Raw genomic sequence first — 16,336 nt, 5'->3', positions numbered from 1 at the left:
AGTTGTTAAGACATTTAAAGCGTTCACTAAAAAATATGTAGCAAACACTAGTAAATGCAGTATTTTGCAACATTTGTAGCATTATATGCAACATACGTTTTATTACTGTCTAGTTTGTTGTAGTGATGTAGTACTTTAAAATGTTAAAGTTTAATGTGGCAGGTGTTTTAAATTACCAATTTTTGCTTTATATGTTATAGAAACAAAGTAGAAAACCTTCATTATTTAACATTTTAACAGGTATTTTAACGAGCGTAATGCTTGTTTTTTTAGGAAGCTTTTAAGATAAACAATGGTTGTTTTTAGCTACAAAGCAAATAACTTTAGAGCCTGCTTTAAGCTTTTTAAAGACTGATTTTTGACTAATTTATACTGTTAAAAATACTATTATGTATTAGTAGGTTTAACATCTGTTGGTAGCATATCAAAATAGTTTTTGAAGCATTTAGTAAAGTATGAAGGAGAAGAAAATCCTACCTTGTATGATACTTCGCTAATGTTTGTATTGCCCATTTCTATAATTTGTTTAGCCTTTTGTAAGCGTATGTTACGTAAAAACTCACTAGCCGTTTGGTTGGTTAACGCTTTTATTTTACGGTAAAACTGACTTCTACTTAAGTTTAACTCAGAGGCTAAAGACTCTACATTTAGTTCTGGGTCATCAATATTATCATTAATGTAAACCAATACTTTTTGTATAAATTCTTTGTCTAATGATGTAGTGTTTATGTTTTTAGGAACATCATTAATTAAACTAAAATATTTATTAAAAATAAGCTGCCTACTTGTTATTAATTGTGACACCCTTAGTTTTAAAAGGCGCATATCAAAAGGTTTAACCATATAGGCATCTGCACCAGTTTCTATACCTTCTATACGGTCGTCTATTCTTGCTTTAGCAGTAAGCATTAGTAATGGAATATGACTTGTTTTAAGATCGTTTTTAATACTTTGGCAAAACTTATAGCCATTCATTTCTGGCATAATAACGTCTGTAATAATAACATCTGGTAAAGATTCTTTAGCAATTTTTAATCCCTCTGTACCATTAACAGCCGTAAGCACTTTATACAGGTGTTTAAATTCGTTTTTTATGTAGTTTCTTAACTCGGTATTATCTTCTACTACTAAAAGCGTGTGTAGGTTAGGAGCATTGTCTATATCTTCTTCAGTATCTTTGGTTTCATCACTATTTGTAATTTTGTTATTGGTAATAGTTGTACTAGCAATATCTGGTACAATTTCATCCTCGGTAAAATGAGCTTTACCTGCAGGTAATATTACTTTAAACTTTGTGCCTTTACCTACGGTACTATTAACCTCTACCTTGCCTTTATGTAGTTGTACAAAACTTTTTACAACCTCTAAGCCAATACCAGTACCATCATAATACGTTTTATTAAGATTGTCTACTTGATAAAAACGCTCAAAAATGCGTTTTACTTGTTCCTTTTTTAATCCAGGACCAGTGTCTGATACTGTTATTTTTATTACCTTTACAGGTGATATTGGGTTTACTAATGGTAGTATTGTTAGCTTATTTTTTGGCTCTAATTTTATTTTAATTGCACCACCATTTGGCGTAACCTTCATAGCATTAGAAAGAATATTAAAAATAATTTTTTCTAACTTATTTTCATCTGCCCAAATAGGTAAATCTTCTAAAGCAGAACTTACCCATAGGTTAATGTTTTTAGAGTTAGCCTCTTCTGTAAAATGACTAACTATTTCTTTTGTAAAAGCAACTAAGTTTAATTGTCTAACCTTAATGTTTACTCTGTTTAGTTCTAGCTTTCTAAAATCTAACAACTCATTTATTAAACGGTAAAGACGGTCTGTGTTTTTGTGTATAATTTTAAGTTTATCCTTTGTTCTAGAAGGCAGGTTAAGACTAGTATCATTTAAAATATCTTTTAAAGGATTTAATATTAGCGTTAACGGAGTTCTAAACTCGTGTGATATGTTGGTGAAAAATTGAAATTTTTTCTCGTCTAAATCTTTTTCTTGTAAACGTTTATCTCTTTCGTTATTAATAATTTGTTTTTCTTTAATTCTGCTTTGGGTCATTTTATTAAGTATGTAAACACCTAATAAAAACAATAAAATATAAGCAATAACTGCCCAAACACTTTTCCACCAAGGAGGTAAAATTGTAATTTTTAATTCCAGAGGGTCTTCATTCCATACACCATCATTATTAGAGGCTTTTAATTTAAAAGTATAGTTGCCAGGATCTAAATTAGTATAGGTTGCATTTCTTGTGGCACCTACATAATTCCAGTTTTTTTCATATCCTTCTAAATAATAAGCATATTCGTTTTTTTCTGGTCTTGTGTAATTAATACCAGAATACTCTATAGTAAATACAGATTGTTTGTTGGTAAGGCTAATACTATCTGTTTCTGAAATAACTTTTTTTAAAGGTGAGTTTGCCTGTGTAGGAGTAACCTTTTTATTAAATAGCTTAAAATCTGTAAGGTAAATAGAAGTAAGATTTTTGTTTGTTTGTATTTTTTTTGGGTCAAAATAATCTACTCCTTTGTAGTTGCCAAAATACAATTGTCCCTTACTGTCTTTATATGTGGCATTAATATTAAAGTCGTTAGACAGTAAACCATCATTACTTGTGTAATTAAGAATTTTATTTTGATTTACCATTATTTTAGATATTCCAGAATTACCAGTAACCCATATATTACCTTCTTTACACTCTATAATACCACAAACATTTTCTTCTGTTAAACCATTAAACTTATTGTACCAACTAAAAGTATCTAATTTTGGGTTGTGTTTGCACAAGCCAGCTCCTTTTGTACCTATCCAAATGTTACCTAGACTATCTTCATGCAGGGTTAAAATATGATTTGCACTTGCTTGGTTTTTATATTCTTTAGACATACGTTTGGTCATAGAAGTAACTATAAAGTTGCCGTTAGTCATTTTTTTAATACGAAATAACCCTAGTGTTGTACCAAGCCAAATGTTATCTTCTTTATCTACCAATACTTTCCAAATATCACTATTGGTAATGCCATTTTTTACAAAAATTTCGGTATTGTGCTGTGTAATTTTTTCGGTTTTTGGGTTGTAAGAGTGTAACCCGCCATAAAAGGAGCCAATCCAAATAGTTCCTTCAGAATCTTCATCAATACTTAAAACGGTATTAGATTCTAATTTGCCTCCTGTATTAGTAATATTAAAATTTATAAACTTGTTAGTTCCTTTTTTAAGCATATAAATGCCGTTATCCCAACTAACAGCCCAAATGTTTTCTTTGCTATCTATAAAAAGGCCTTCAATATAATCACTAGTTAAACCACTATAAGTGCTATTTTCTTTTTTATTTATGTGTGTAAAATGTTTAGTTGTTGGGTTGTAAATATCTATACCACCGCCATCCATACTAATCCAAAGTTTACCGCTGCTGTCTTGTACAATAGATGTTACAGAGCCTATTTGTAATGAGTTTGGTGTATTATTAAGGCTTTCTATATTATTAAACTTGTCATACAACTTGTCATAAACCGCAACTCCAGAGTTGTAGTAGCCCATCCAAATACGATCATTTGTATCTAAAAATAATGACCAAATAGAGTTGTATAAAATACTTTTTTCATCAGTTTTACTAGATAAATAGTTTTTAATAACGCTACCGTTGGTGTTAATATGAAAAAGTCCGTTATTCTCAGTACCCAACATTATAGTATTGTCAGGCAACTGAATCATAGAAAAAATCTTAGTGTCAGAAATAGGGTAATTGCGGGTGTTTAATAGATGATCTATTTTATACAAACCATCATCTATAGTACCTACCCAAATATTATTGTTTTTATCAACCAATAAAGATTGTATACCCTCTTTTATGGCTGATGAATTATCTTCTGTATTTAATAGAGATTGCTTAAGTTTATTAGTGTTAGAGTCGTACTCTTGTAACCCTATACTTGTGCCAGCATATATTTTATTGTTTTTATCAATCTTTAAGGCATAAACATCTACGGGTAAATATTTATATTGGTTTTCAATTTTTTCTGCTTTTAGTGTTTTTAAGTTTAGTTTAAACAACCCTAAATCTACTGTGCCAATAAATAAGTTTCCGTTATTATCTCCTTCTATACTGCGTATAGGAATATTTATTTTATTTTCTTTTTCTTCTGCAGTTAGGTATATTTTTTTAAACTGATCTTTATCTCTGTCATATAGGTTTAGGCCTTCTTCAGTACCAAACCAAAGTCGGTTTGTTTTATCTAAGTATGATGAGTAAACAAGACTACTACTTAATGAGGTAGTGTCATTTAAAACGTGCTTATAATACGTGTAATCTATACCATCATAACGGTAAAGACCAACGCCATTGGTGCCCATCCAAATAAAGCCATAATGATCTTGTACTATGGTAGATACACCAACTTTAGAAATACCTTCTTTTATACTAACAAAGTTGTATTCTTTAGGAGAATCTTGTGAATAAGTAGATGTACAGAAAATGAATAAAAAGACAAGGGAGATTATTTTCCTCATAAATGATTGCACAGTTTTAGCTAGTACAATTTATAAATTAAAATTTAGTTACTAAAGAATTTAGACTAATTGGTTAAGTTATTGTTAAAATGTGCTATTTATTACATCAATATTTGCTTTTGTTTATAATTAAAAATTGATTGCGAAGAATAATTATATATTTGAATTTTACAATAAATTATAATGAAGGTAACTACTATTGAAGATTTTTATAAAGAGATAAATGCCAAACTTCCTGAGGAGATTGGTAAGTATATTGGACACTTTAATATTTTTAATATACCAGATATGTTAGCTAATTTAAAAAAAGATAATGTAATGCCTTACAATAGGCGAATGTATTATAAAATTAGCCTTATCAACGGAAAAAATAAAGCAGAATATGCAGATAAAATTATAAATATAGATAAGTATGCTTTGCTATTTGGTTCACCAAAAATACCTTATAGATACGAGCCTTTGGATGCTAAACAGAAAGGAAAATTTTGTGTTTTTACAGATGAATTTTTAATAAAATCTAAAAGCGGTGTAGTGTTAGATGATTTACCAATTTTTAACTCTGGAGGCTACCCTGTATTTAAATTAACTAAAAAAGAGTATCAAGAATTAGCTGTGTTATTTAAAAAAATGCAAGCAGAAATAGATTCGTCCTATGCTTACAAATATGATTTAATTAGGAATTATATTTTAGAAATTATTCATTTTGGACAAAAGCTACAACCTAATACTGCTTTGTACACAGCACAGACAGCATCAAAAAGAATTACATCTTTATTTTTAGAGTTGTTAGAGAGACAATTTCCTATAGAAAGTACGCAGCAACAATTAAAACTTAGATCTGCTAAAGATTATGCAAATAGGTTGGCGGTGCATGTAAACCATTTAAATACAACACTAAAAGAGGTTACAGGTAATACTACAACTTATTTTATTGCTAATAGAATAACACAAGAAGCTAAATACTTGCTTAAGCAAACCAATTGGTCTGTGTCAGAAATTGCATACTCTTTAGGTTTTGATGAAGTAGCTCATTTTTCAAACTTTTTTAAAAAGCAAACTTCTTTTTCTCCTAATAAATTTAGAAATTAATTAACTTCTTTGAAATTTACAACTATCTCTTTGTTTTTAGTAAGTTGATAATTTTAGTATTTAAAGACCTTTGTACTTTAATTAAAAAATAAAATATTATGGTACAAAATAAAATTGTTTTGGTAACAGGTGGCAGCCGTGGTCTAGGTAAAAATATGGCTATAAGTTTGGCTAAAAAAGGGTTAGATGTTATTTTAACTTATAAGAGCAGTAAAACTAGTGCACTAGCTGTTGTTAAAGAAATAGAGGTATTAGGAAATAAAGCAGCTGCGTTACAATTAAATGTGGATGACAGCAAAAAATTTGATTCTTTTTTTATGAGTTTAAATGCTACATTAAAAGATATTTTTAATGCAGATAAATTAGACTTTTTAGTTAATAATGCTGGTATTGGTATTAATGAGTCTTTAAAAAATACAACAGAAGACCAATTTAATGAAATGGTTAATATTCATTTTAAAGCACCTTTTTTTCTTACTCAAAAAATATTACCTTATTTAAATAATGAAGGCGGAATAGTAAATGTTTCAACAGGTTTAACTAGGTTTACTTTACCTGGTTATGCAGCTTATGCAGCATCAAAAGGAGCGGTGGAAATATTGTCATTATATTTAGCAAAAGAGTTAGGAGAAAATAAAATAAGAGTGAATACAGTAGCTCCAGGTGCTATTGAAACCGATTTTGGTGGCGGAGCCGTAAGAGACAATAAGGATTTAAATGATTTTATTGGTTCGCAAACGGCCTTAGGAAGAGTAGGAATTGCTAGTGATATAGGTAGTGTTGTTGCGTTTTTGTGTACAGATGATGCAAAATGGATTAATGCTCAACGTATAGAAGTGTCTGGTGGACAAATGATATAAATTTCATTTAAATATATTTTTTAACAAGAGTGTGAAGTATATGCACTCTTGTTAAAAATAATTTTTTGAAGAGCTATTTTTTACACAAATTCTGCTGTAATTGTTCTAGTATAAAATTCTTTATTATTTGTTGTTTTAATACGCTCTAGCACCAATTTAGCAGCTTCTTTACCCATTTTTTCTGCATTCTGATTTATAATTTTTAAGGCAGTATTCCATCCGGTTTTAGAATTGTTACAAAAGCCAGTATATGCAATTTTATTGGTTTGTAACCTATTACCAATAGTCATTGCTTGTTCTAAAGCCAAATCATTAGCACCATAAATTCCGTCTGCTTTATTTTTTTGTAAAGCAAGTTTTATTTTACTGGATAATTCTTCAATTGTAGCAGCAGTAATAATGCTATTTTTTGTAGGTATATTGTGTTTTTTTAGTGCGTCTATAAAACCATTAGCCCTTAATTTACCATGTTCTAATTGGTGTATTAAAGAAACCATTATTGGTTTTTTACACTTTTTATTTATAATTAGGTGCTCTGTAGCTTTAAATGAAGCTTTGTAATCATCAATAATAACGCTATCACATTTTTTTAAATTACTAATTCTGTCAAATAAAACAAGCGGTGTGCCCTCTGCAATAAGGGTATTTATATGTTGGTATTTATTAGTTATTGCTGTTTCTTTAGAAACACATATAATTACACCATCTACATAACCACTACCTAAAAAACGTAAGTAATGAGATTCTTTTTCTGCAGACTCGTTACTAATGCTAGTAAAAAGCTTATAGCCATTTTCATCTAAATGCTTTTCTATACCAACCAAAACTTTTGCATAAAATGGGTTTAGTACACTTGGTATAATTAAACCAATATTTTTGGTGTATCCTCTTCTTAAACTTGCAGCAAAGCTATTAGGTCTGTAGTTACATTTACGTGCAAATTCTTGTACCTTTTGTTTGGTGCTAATGCTTATTTCTGGACTATCAGATAAAGACTTAGATATGGTAGAAATAGATAAGTCTAAGGCTTTAGATATTTGTGATAATGTTGGTCTTGTGTGTATCATTATGCTTGTTCTTTTCTAACGTTTTGTTCCCATTTCCATGAAGAACTAATCATTTCACTAAGTTCTCTAGTAGGTGTCCACTCTAATTTTTTGGCAGCTAATTTTGTTTCTGCATATAATTTAGGTACATCACCATCTCTTCTGCTTGTAAACTCATAATTTAGTTTAGAGTTTGTTACTGTTTCAAAGGTTTTAATAATATCTAACACAGAGTACCCAACACCAGTACCTAAATTAAAACACTCAAACTGTTTTTCCTGTTTATTTTTTACAAGCCTCTTAACTGCTAATACATGGGCTATTGCCAAATCAACTACATGTATATAGTCTCTAATAGGCGTGCCATCTTTTGTAGGGTAGTCATTACCGTAAACCATTAATTTTTCTCTAATACCAGCAGCTGTTTGCGTAACATAGGGCATAAGGTTATTTGGTATACCTGTTGGTAATTCGCCAATTAAGCCAGACTCATGAGCGCCTATAGGGTTAAAATAGCGTAAGGATATTGCATTAAAATTTACGCTTGCTTTAGTAAGGTCTTCTAAAATTTCCTCGGCTACTTTTTTTGTGTTTCCGTATGGAGAAAACGGACGTTTTGTTTTATTTTTTTCTGTAATTGGCAGTGTTTTAGGTAAACCATAAACAGTAGCAGATGAAGAAAATATAAAATTATTTATATTGTTTTTAGTTTGTGCATGTAATGTGTTTATAAGCGAATAAAAGTTGTTTTTATAATACATTAGAGGTTCTGTTACAGATTCTCCTACTGCTTTATGTGCTGCAAAATGTATAACTGCAAATGCATTTTTATGTGCGGCAAATACTTTATTTGTTTGTAGTTCATCTTTTAAATCTATATGTATAAAAGTTGGTGTTTTGCCAGTAATTTGTGATATTCTATCAATTGTTTTTTCGGTAGAATTAGATAAATCATCTAAAATTACAACTTCAAAATTACTTTTTAGCAGCTCAATAACTGTGTGAGAGCCTATATATCCACAGCCTCCAGTAACTATTATCTTTTCTTTCATCATTTATAAGTTTAGTTGTGTCTAATTTGAAGTAGCTATATTAAGAATTTTTTTTGGAAAAAACATACTAGTACCTACTAGTTTGTTTTGTTGTGTTTTTATTTTATATTTGCCTTATGAGTATAGTTTCGGTAAAGGGTAATTCTGGCACTCCAAAGTACAAGCAAATAGTAGCATCTATAGAAGAGGCTGTGTTAAGTGGTGCTTTAAAAAAAGGAGATAAATTGCCATCTATAAATAGTATAAGAGATAAGCATAAACTCTCTAGAGATACGGTTTTAATGGCTTTTAATGAGTTAAAAACACGTGGTATAGTACAATCTATTGCAGGTAAAGGATATTACTTAAACACAGAAGATGTTAATGTAGTACAAAAGGTTTTTTTATTATTTGATGAGCTTAATTCTTTTAAAGAAGATTTATACAATTCTTTTTTAGATACATTAGGAGATAATGTACAAGTAGATATCTTTTTTCATCACTTTAATTCAGATATTTTTAGCAAGCTTATATATGATAATATAGGAGCGTACTCTTACTACGTTATTATGCCTGCAAATCTCCAAAATATTGGTCATGTTGTAGAAAAACTACCTAAGGATAATGTTTATATTCTAGATCAAACTAATGCCGAGTTAAAAGCTTATCCGTCTATCTATCAAAATTTTAAAAAAAATGTTTTAAATGGTTTGTTAGAGAGTGCCTCGTTAATTTCTAAATATCAAAAAATGATATTGCTGTTTTCAAAAGAGAAACAGCCGCAAGGTATATTAGATGGCTTTAATGCATTTTGTGCCACAAAAACTATAGCTCATGAACAAATTAGCACACTGCAAAATCGTGTGCCTGTTAAGGGAGAGTTGTACTTTATTTTAGATGATAGAGCACTTATTTTACTATTAAAAAAAATACAAGAACAGCAACTTGTTTTAGGTATGGATATAGGAATTATTTGTTACAATGATAGTTTGCTTAAAGAGGTTGTAGAAGGTGGTATTACTACAATATCTACCAATTTTTACACTATGGGAGAGCGTTTGGCACAAATGATTTTATCTAATGAAAATATACAAATAGAAAACCCAAATAGTTTAATTGTTAGAAACTCACTATAACATGAATAAAAAGTTACTAAAAGAGGTGAAAAATAGTTTTAAACATACATTTAAAACTAAACCACTTATGGTTTTTTCTCCAGGAAGAATAAATCTAATTGGTGAGCATACAGATTATAATGACGGATTTGTTTTTCCGGCAGCAATTAATAAAGGTATTGCCTTAGCCATACAAAAAACAAAAAAAAATGTATCTACAGTTTATGCTTTAAATAAAGAAGAAACCTATGAGTTTAGCTTACAAAGTGTTGCTCCTTTACAAAATGGTGGGTGGCGTAATTACATTTTGGGTGTAGTATCTGAAATACAAAAAAGAGGAATAGAGTTAAGCAATTTTAATATTGTTTTTGCAGGTAATATACCCGGTGGTGCAGGTTTATCTTCTTCTGCAGCATTAGAAAATAGTGTTGTTTATGGCTTAAATAAACTATTTAAACTTAGAATTTCTAAAGAAGAAATGATTTTAATTTCGCAAAAGGCAGAACACAATTATGCAGGTGTTAAATGCGGAATTATGGACCAGTATGCAAGTATGTTTGGTGTTAAAAATAGTGCTCTTTTGCTAGATTGTAGAACAGTAAAGTCTAAATTATATAAACTAAATTTTAATGACTATAAGCTACTTTTAATTAATACAAACGTAAAGCATGACTTGTCTGAGAGTGCTTATAATGATAGAAGAGAGGTTTGTGAAAAAGTTTCTAAAAAGTTAAATGTTAAAGCTTTAAGAGACGCTAAAATACAAGATTTAAATACGATAAAAGCAGATATTACAGAAGAAGATTACCAAAAGGCATTATACATTATAGAAGAAAACCAGCGTGTAACTTCTTTTTCTAAAGCTATTAAGGCAGATGACATACAAGAGTTAGGTGCTTTATTATACCAATCTCATAATGGTTTAAGCACACAGTTTAAAGTTAGTTGTAAGGAGTTAGATTTTTTGGTTGATAAAACTAAAAACAATTCTAATATATTAGGAGCAAGAATGATGGGTGGCGGCTTTGGAGGCTGTACTATTAATCTAATTTTAAAGTCAGAGATAAAATCATTTAAAAAAGAAATTGCTAAAGCGTTTAAAAAAGAATTTGGTACTAACTGCTCTATTTATAACGTAAAGCTATCTAACGGCACACAAAAAATAAAATAAAACAACCAGAATTCTACAATATAATGAATACAGATTTACAAGATTTTTCGCATAAACGTTTTAATATATTAACAGGAGAATGGGTATTGGTTTCTCCACACAGAGCAAAAAGACCTTGGCAAGGACAAAACGAGGTTGTGTCTAATGAGGTAAGGCCTGCTTACGACCCTAGTTGTTATTTATGTGCAGGAAATACTAGAATTAACGGAGAAGTAAATCCAGATTATAAAGATGTTTTTGTGTTTACTAATGATTTTGCAGCACTACAAACAGATTCTAAAACCTTTTCTGTAAATAATGGTTTGTTTAAAGCAGAAAGTGAGCAAGGTATTTGTAAAGTAATTTGTTTTAGTCCAGACCACTCTAAGAGTTTGGCAGATATGGCTGTAGAAGACATTAATAAAGTAGTAACAACTTGGCAAAAAGAGTATGTAGAGCTTGGTAGTAATGACACTATTAATTATGTTCAAATTTTTGAAAATAAAGGAGCTGTTATGGGGTGTAGTAATCCACACCCACACGGACAAATATGGTCACAGTCTACCTTGCCTAATGAAATTTTAAAAAAAGAAAAAGAGCAAAAAGAGTACTACGCTAAAAATAAAAGAAGTCTTTTAGGAGATTATTTACAACAAGAAATAGAGGCTAATGAGCGTATAATTTATACGAATGAAGATTTTATTGTATTAACCCCATTTTGGGCTGTTTGGCCTTTTGAGGTAATGATAGTTCCCAAAAAACAATACAACAATATTAGTCAAATATCTAATACAGAATCTTTAGCTTTTGCAGATGCAATTTCTGTTATTACAAAGGCCTATGATAAGTTGTTTAATACCTCTTTCCCTTATTCTAGTGGTATACACCAAGCACCAACAAACGGTAAAGATAATAGCCATTGGCATTGGCATATGAGTTTTTACCCACCATTATTACGCAGTGCAACAGTTAAAAAATTTATGGTTGGGTATGAAATGTTTGGGTCGCCACAAAGAGATATTACAGCAGAGCAAGCAGCAACTAGGTTAAGAGACTTAATTTAAGAATTCATAAGTTCTTGAAATTTTTCGGCAAAAAGAGATACGTGGAACCCGTCTGCTAATCCATGGTGTAAGTGTATAGAAATAGACATTTGTTGCTTGTTATTTATACTTACTACTTTACCAAAGGATATTTTTGGGCAACTGTCTGGTAAGTTATAGTTTCTGGCGTGTGACATACTAGTGAAATTTAACCAAGGAAGGGCAGAAAAGTGTATTACTGCATTAAAGTCGTCACTATCTTTTGGAGTAGGAAATAGTGTAGTTCCCTTTTTAACTTTTTCTATTTCTTCTTTAGCATTTTTAATAAATTCAGTTTCGTTTTTATGATATATAATGTTAGAAAAACCAAAGGTATTGTTATCTCTGCCTATTGTGGGGGATGCATTTATGCTGTCATATAAATAAACGTTATCATCAATAATTCTGTACCTAAAGTTTTCAACCATATTAGCAGCCTTTGTTGCTCTGTACAAATAATATAAAAAAAATGAAGTTTCTTTTTTTTTAGCTTTTTTTAATGCTATTGTGCAATCTATAGTTAATGTAATACCAAAAAAAGGTTCAGTAAAAGTAGAAAAAAAATTATAGTGTTCTGTGCGTTCCCAATTGCTTAAATTTACTTTTGTTCTTTTCATATTATAACTAAAATCTCTTAATTTTAAGTAAAAATAAAAAAACTAATGAGTTTCTTAAGAAGATTCTCTAACAATAAGTTTAGCCTCTAATATCTTTTTGTTTAATTGCTGTGTAGCTGTTTTTTGGTCAGCATGTTCTAAAAAGGTTTGTGCAGCAATTTTACCAATTTCTGCACTATGTTGGTCTACACTTGTTATGGTAGGTGTAACCATTGTGGTAAAGGGTTCGTTACCAAAACCAACAAGCGCAATAGTATTAGGCACCGCTATATTTTCTTCTTTTAAAACTTGCAAAGCCCCAAGAGCAGCATAATCACTAGCAGCATATACAGCATCTGGAGGGTTCTGTAGGGCAAGCAATTTTTTCATTTGTATTCTACCATCTTCAATAGTAAGGTTGCTTTCGCTTACATAATCATCAATAAAAGTAAAATTGTGTTTGTGTAGAGCATCAACATAACCTCTAATTCTGTTGTTAAAAATACGTGTGTGTTTAAATCCGCCTATATGAGCAATTTTTTTACAGCCTTTTTGAGCCAAATGGTCAACAATCATATGGCTACTATCATAATCGTTAATACCAATGTAATCAACATTTAAATCGTTTTCACCTCTATCAAACAAAATAAGAGGTATGCCTTTGGTTTTTATTTTTTCAAAAAAGTCTAAATCCACCGTTTCATTTGCCATAGAAGCAATAATACCATCTACTTGCGTAAAAAGTAGTGTGTCTATATTGTTACATTCTTTAGTGTAAGACTCGTTAGACTGTGTTACAATAACATTATACCCTTTGCTGTTTAATACTTCTTCTATATTTTGTAAAACCGATGAAAAATAAGAGCTATTGGTACTTGGTACCATAACACCCACCAAGTTACTTTTGCCACTACGCAAGGCACTAGCAAGGTTATTTGGCTGATAATCCAACTCTTTTGCTATTTTTTTTACAGCTTCTTTGGTTTTTTTACTAATTCTAGAATCGTTACGCAAAGCCTTACTAACAGCAGCGGTAGATATGTTTAGCTTAACAGCAATATCTTTTAGAGTGGTTTTTTTGTTTGACAATTTTTAATATATTTGCTTAATCGATTAACCAAAAGTATTGAAAATACACATACAATCAAAGCTACTATAGTGTAACAAGGTAGTTTTGATTTTATTTTAGCCCAATGCTTAATCGATTAACCATATGTAAATTTTAATTAAAAAATATAAAAATGAGTAAAGTTGTCACCTTTGGAGAAATTATGTTGCGTTTGTCTACACAAAGACATTTGCGCTTTTCGCAAGCAAATAACTTTACGGCTACGTATGGTGGTGGCGAGTTTAATGTTGCAGTATCTATTGCAAATTATGGTTTAGAGGCCGAGTTTGTTACACGTTTACCAGATAATGATTTGGGTCATACAGCCCTAATGGAAATAAAAAAACGTAATGTACAAACTAAAAATATTGCTTTTGGAGGTGATAGGTTAGGTGTATATTTTTTAGAAACCGGTGCAGGTACTAGAGGTAGTAAGGTGGTGTATGACAGAGCTAATAGTGCAATGGCAACCATTACACCAGGTACTATAAATTGGGAAGAAGTTTTTAAAGACGCCACCGTTTTTCATTGGAGTGGTGTAACACCAGCAGTATCACAAACAGCAGCAGATGTATGTTTAGAGGCCGTAAAAGTAGCCAGTAAAATGGGTGTTTTTATAACATCGGATCTAAATTACAGAGCAAAATTGTGGCAATATGGCAAAGAACCTAAAGATATTATGCCAGAGCTATTATCTTATAGCAATGTAATTTTGGGCGACTTAGATACCGCATTTTTTATGTCGGGCTTGGCAGAAGAAAACCCAGATTACCAAAATAAAGCGTCCTTACCAAGCTTGTATAATAAATTGTTTACATTGTATCCTAATTTAGAAAAAGTAGCTACAACATTACGCTACTCTATAAGCGCATCTCACCAACAAATTGGAGGTATTTTGTATGATAATGGCGAGCTGTACAGCGCAGCAATAAAAGATGTTACGCCAGTTGTAGATAGGGTAGGTAGTGGAGATGCTTTTATGGGAGGTTTAATTTATGGCTTACTAAATAAAGAATATAACGCACAACAAGCAGTAGATTTTGCAGTAGCAGCCTGTTGTTTAAAGCATACCATAGCCGGAGACATTAATTTGGTAACGGCAGATGAGGTAGAAAAACTAATGAGTGGCGATGCCTCTGGTAAAGTAGCACGCTAACACTTAAAAATAATAAAAACACAGCATACAATTATGGCACAATATAGCAGAATAGAAGTTTTTAATACAATGAATGAAACCGGTTTGGTACCCTTGTTTTACCATTCTGATGTAGATTTAGCAAAAAACATTTTAAAAGCTTGTTACAATGGAGGCGCACGCTTAATGGAATTTACCGCACGTGGAGATTTTGCTTTTGAAGTCTTTTCTGAGCTAAATAAATATGCCATAAAAGAATTACCGGGTATGGTATTAGGTGTTGGTTCTGTTACAGATGCTGCAGCAGCCTCTTTGTATATGCAAATGGGAGCCAATTTTATTGTAACACCATCTTTTAGAGAAGACATTGCCATAGTCTGTAACAGACGCAAAGTAATGTGGTCTCCTGGATGTGGCTCTTTAAAAGAAATAAACACAGCAGAAGAGTTGGGTTGTGAGGTAGTAAAGCTATTTCCTGGCGCAACCTACGGAGCAGGTTTTGTAAAAGCCATAAAAGGCCCACAACCGTGGACAAACGTAATGCCAACAGGCGGTGTAACTACAGAAGAAGACAATTTAACAGCTTGGTTTAATGCAGGTGTTACTTGTGTTGGTATAGGCTCTAAATTAATTAGTAAAGATGTTATAGCTAATAAAGATTATAAAGGCTTAGAGGCTACCGTAAAACAAACTATAGCAGTAATTAAAAAGCTAAAGAAAAAATAAATTATCCCATTTTAGGGTTATACTAAACACAAACCACAAAACCATACTTGTAGTAAAGTGTGGTTTTTTTATGCCTAAAAGTTAAAAGTATTTTACATTTTAAGTTACTATAGCTACCATTTATAATTAATTCTGATACAATTACACATATCTGTATTTGTACTAAAAAAAATGTTTTTATATTGTAAGAAAATTAAGCGCTAAAATTAGAAATGTGCGTTTATTACACCAATATGGGTGAATAAACGCAATTAATTGCGTTTACTAACTAGTTAGGTGTAATTTAAAAAAAGCCCTACTAGCACTAATAAAATTAGGATATGGATAATGTAATGATACATCCACTTTTAATTGAGCCATTACGGAATATTAATTTTTCCGACCGATATAAAAAACTATGTGGAAATAAGAAATATGACCCAGACCTTGTTCGCTTCGATTCATATCTAATTCCTTTACATTTTAAAGAGAGAGGATATGAACTTAAGTATAACAAAGGAGAAAAATTCTACAAAATAAATAATAAAATAAACGAATTTGACATAACATTTAATTTGCTAATTCGAGATGGATTTATTCAATTCGTGTGGGACGTATTAAAAGAAAAGGAAAGGTTTGAGTTGGGGTACGGTATGTGGGAGTCTATAGTAAGAAATATGGACATCATTAGTAGCGATAAGTTTGAAGGAAATAAAAAACCTCTTTTTACAAATAATGACGAACTAAAAGATGTACTAATGGAAGGTTTTAATATCCACGAAGACTTCTTGAAACAATTAGCTCTGATAAAATAAAACTACACCTAACACAACCTAAACGTAATGCGGACTTTAGGGCTAAATCTAAAGGTCTGTGTATATTTACTAAGTCGCTAAAT

The 16,336-nt window shown here is 30.8% G+C and carries 13 protein-coding genes; 8 read left to right on the top strand and 5 right to left on the bottom strand.

The window, feature by feature from the left end; all coding sequences use genetic code 11:
- Positions 1-387 precede the first annotated feature (387 nt).
- Positions 388-4,521 carry a hybrid sensor histidine kinase/response regulator transcription factor gene (locus tag JM80_RS15060; RefSeq protein WP_144710877.1) on the bottom strand — a complete coding sequence of 1,378 codons (4,134 nt, stop codon included), beginning with the start codon at positions 4,519-4,521 and terminating at the stop codon, positions 388-390.
- 183 nt (positions 4,522-4,704) lie between these two features.
- On the opposite strand from JM80_RS15060, the gene JM80_RS15055 reads away from it, so the two are divergent.
- Together JM80_RS15055 and JM80_RS15050 are read left to right on the top strand one after the other, a co-directional pair.
- Entirely contained in the window at positions 4,705-5,610 is a 906-nt protein-coding gene (locus JM80_RS15055; protein ID WP_038506299.1) for an AraC family transcriptional regulator, read from the top strand.
- A 98-nt stretch (positions 5,611-5,708) separates the two neighbouring features.
- Positions 5,709-6,470, top strand: a complete 762-nt coding sequence (locus JM80_RS15050; protein WP_186439774.1) for an SDR family NAD(P)-dependent oxidoreductase — start codon at positions 5,709-5,711, stop codon at positions 6,468-6,470.
- Positions 6,471-6,550: 80 nt separating this feature from the next.
- Here the strand turns inward: JM80_RS15050 and JM80_RS15045 are convergent, their stop codons facing one another.
- Together JM80_RS15045 and galE are read right to left on the bottom strand one after the other, a co-directional pair.
- A complete protein-coding gene (locus JM80_RS15045) occupies positions 6,551-7,537 on the bottom strand; it encodes a LacI family DNA-binding transcriptional regulator (protein ID WP_013621917.1) in 987 nt (328 codons plus the stop codon).
- The gene (galE, locus tag JM80_RS15040) at positions 7,537-8,568 is read right to left on the bottom strand and encodes a UDP-glucose 4-epimerase GalE (protein ID WP_089118770.1); all 1,032 of its coding nucleotides are present in this window, start codon (positions 8,566-8,568) and stop codon (positions 7,537-7,539) included. The genes JM80_RS15045 and galE overlap by 1 nt, the downstream gene beginning before the upstream one ends.
- A 116-nt stretch (positions 8,569-8,684) precedes the next feature.
- Between galE and JM80_RS15035 the strand changes: the two genes are divergently transcribed.
- Genes JM80_RS15035 through JM80_RS15025 form a run of 3 tightly spaced genes read left to right on the top strand, consistent with a single transcriptional unit; the run spans position 8,685 to position 11,876 of the window.
- Positions 8,685-9,683 (top strand): winged helix-turn-helix domain-containing protein, encoded by a 999-nt coding sequence (locus tag JM80_RS15035; protein WP_013621919.1) that lies wholly within the window; start codon positions 8,685-8,687, stop codon positions 9,681-9,683.
- Between the two features lies 1 nt (position 9,684).
- Positions 9,685-10,833, top strand: coding sequence for a galactokinase (galK, locus tag JM80_RS15030; RefSeq protein ID WP_144710873.1), 1,149 nt, complete (start codon positions 9,685-9,687; stop codon positions 10,831-10,833).
- Between the two features lie 23 nt (positions 10,834-10,856).
- A complete protein-coding gene (locus tag JM80_RS15025) occupies positions 10,857-11,876 on the top strand; it encodes a UDP-glucose--hexose-1-phosphate uridylyltransferase (protein WP_144710871.1) in 1,020 nt (339 codons plus the stop codon).
- Here JM80_RS15025 and JM80_RS15020 read toward each other — a convergent pair.
- Together JM80_RS15020 and JM80_RS15015 are read right to left on the bottom strand one after the other, a co-directional pair.
- Positions 11,873-12,511, bottom strand: coding sequence for a chloramphenicol acetyltransferase (locus JM80_RS15020; protein WP_144710869.1), 639 nt, complete (start codon positions 12,509-12,511; stop codon positions 11,873-11,875). The genes JM80_RS15025 and JM80_RS15020 overlap by 4 nt on opposite strands.
- 54 nt (positions 12,512-12,565) lie before the next feature.
- Positions 12,566-13,579 (bottom strand): LacI family DNA-binding transcriptional regulator, encoded by a 1,014-nt coding sequence (locus tag JM80_RS15015; protein WP_144710867.1) that lies wholly within the window; start codon positions 13,577-13,579, stop codon positions 12,566-12,568.
- A gap of 152 nt (positions 13,580-13,731) precedes the next feature.
- On the opposite strand from JM80_RS15015, the gene JM80_RS15010 reads away from it, so the two are divergent.
- From JM80_RS15010 to JM80_RS15000, 3 genes are all read left to right on the top strand, one after another.
- A complete protein-coding gene (locus tag JM80_RS15010) occupies positions 13,732-14,754 on the top strand; it encodes a sugar kinase (RefSeq protein ID WP_038506305.1) in 1,023 nt (340 codons plus the stop codon).
- 33 nt (positions 14,755-14,787) lie between these two features.
- Complete coding sequence (locus JM80_RS15005) at positions 14,788-15,459, top strand: bifunctional 4-hydroxy-2-oxoglutarate aldolase/2-dehydro-3-deoxy-phosphogluconate aldolase (RefSeq protein WP_144710865.1); 672 nt, start codon at positions 14,788-14,790, stop codon at positions 15,457-15,459.
- Positions 15,460-15,779: 320 nt separating this feature from the next.
- On the top strand, positions 15,780-16,253 hold the full coding sequence (locus JM80_RS15000; RefSeq protein WP_144710863.1) for a hypothetical protein: 474 nt from the start codon (positions 15,780-15,782) through the stop codon (positions 16,251-16,253).
- Positions 16,254-16,336 lie beyond the last annotated feature (83 nt).

Origin of the sequence: Cellulophaga sp. RHA_52, assembly GCF_007827205.1 — a bacterium.
Lineage (GTDB): Bacteria > Bacteroidota > Bacteroidia > Flavobacteriales > Flavobacteriaceae > Cellulophaga > Cellulophaga lytica.
The sequence above is the reverse complement of the archived record's forward strand: the minus strand, read 5'-3'. Positions and strand labels throughout refer to the sequence as shown.

What these genes read in the sequence shown, in the direction of transcription:
- JM80_RS15060 (WP_144710877.1), bottom strand. Translation starts at nt 4,521, where the DNA reads ATGAGGAAAATAATCTCCCTTGTCTTTTTATTCATTTTCTGTACATCT.
- JM80_RS15055 (WP_038506299.1), top strand. Translation starts at nt 4,705, where the DNA reads ATGAAGGTAACTACTATTGAAGATTTTTATAAAGAGATAAATGCCAAA.
- JM80_RS15050 (WP_186439774.1), top strand. Translation starts at nt 5,709, where the DNA reads ATGGTACAAAATAAAATTGTTTTGGTAACAGGTGGCAGCCGTGGTCTA.
- JM80_RS15045 (WP_013621917.1), bottom strand. Translation starts at nt 7,537, where the DNA reads ATGATACACACAAGACCAACATTATCACAAATATCTAAAGCCTTAGAC.
- galE (WP_089118770.1), bottom strand. Translation starts at nt 8,568, where the DNA reads ATGAAAGAAAAGATAATAGTTACTGGAGGCTGTGGATATATAGGCTCT.
- JM80_RS15035 (WP_013621919.1), top strand. Translation starts at nt 8,685, where the DNA reads ATGAGTATAGTTTCGGTAAAGGGTAATTCTGGCACTCCAAAGTACAAG.
- galK (WP_144710873.1), top strand. Translation starts at nt 9,685, where the DNA reads ATGAATAAAAAGTTACTAAAAGAGGTGAAAAATAGTTTTAAACATACA.
- JM80_RS15025 (WP_144710871.1), top strand. Translation starts at nt 10,857, where the DNA reads ATGAATACAGATTTACAAGATTTTTCGCATAAACGTTTTAATATATTA.
- JM80_RS15020 (WP_144710869.1), bottom strand. Translation starts at nt 12,511, where the DNA reads ATGAAAAGAACAAAAGTAAATTTAAGCAATTGGGAACGCACAGAACAC.
- JM80_RS15010 (WP_038506305.1), top strand. Translation starts at nt 13,732, where the DNA reads ATGAGTAAAGTTGTCACCTTTGGAGAAATTATGTTGCGTTTGTCTACA.
- JM80_RS15005 (WP_144710865.1), top strand. Translation starts at nt 14,788, where the DNA reads ATGGCACAATATAGCAGAATAGAAGTTTTTAATACAATGAATGAAACC.
- JM80_RS15000 (WP_144710863.1), top strand. Translation starts at nt 15,780, where the DNA reads ATGGATAATGTAATGATACATCCACTTTTAATTGAGCCATTACGGAAT.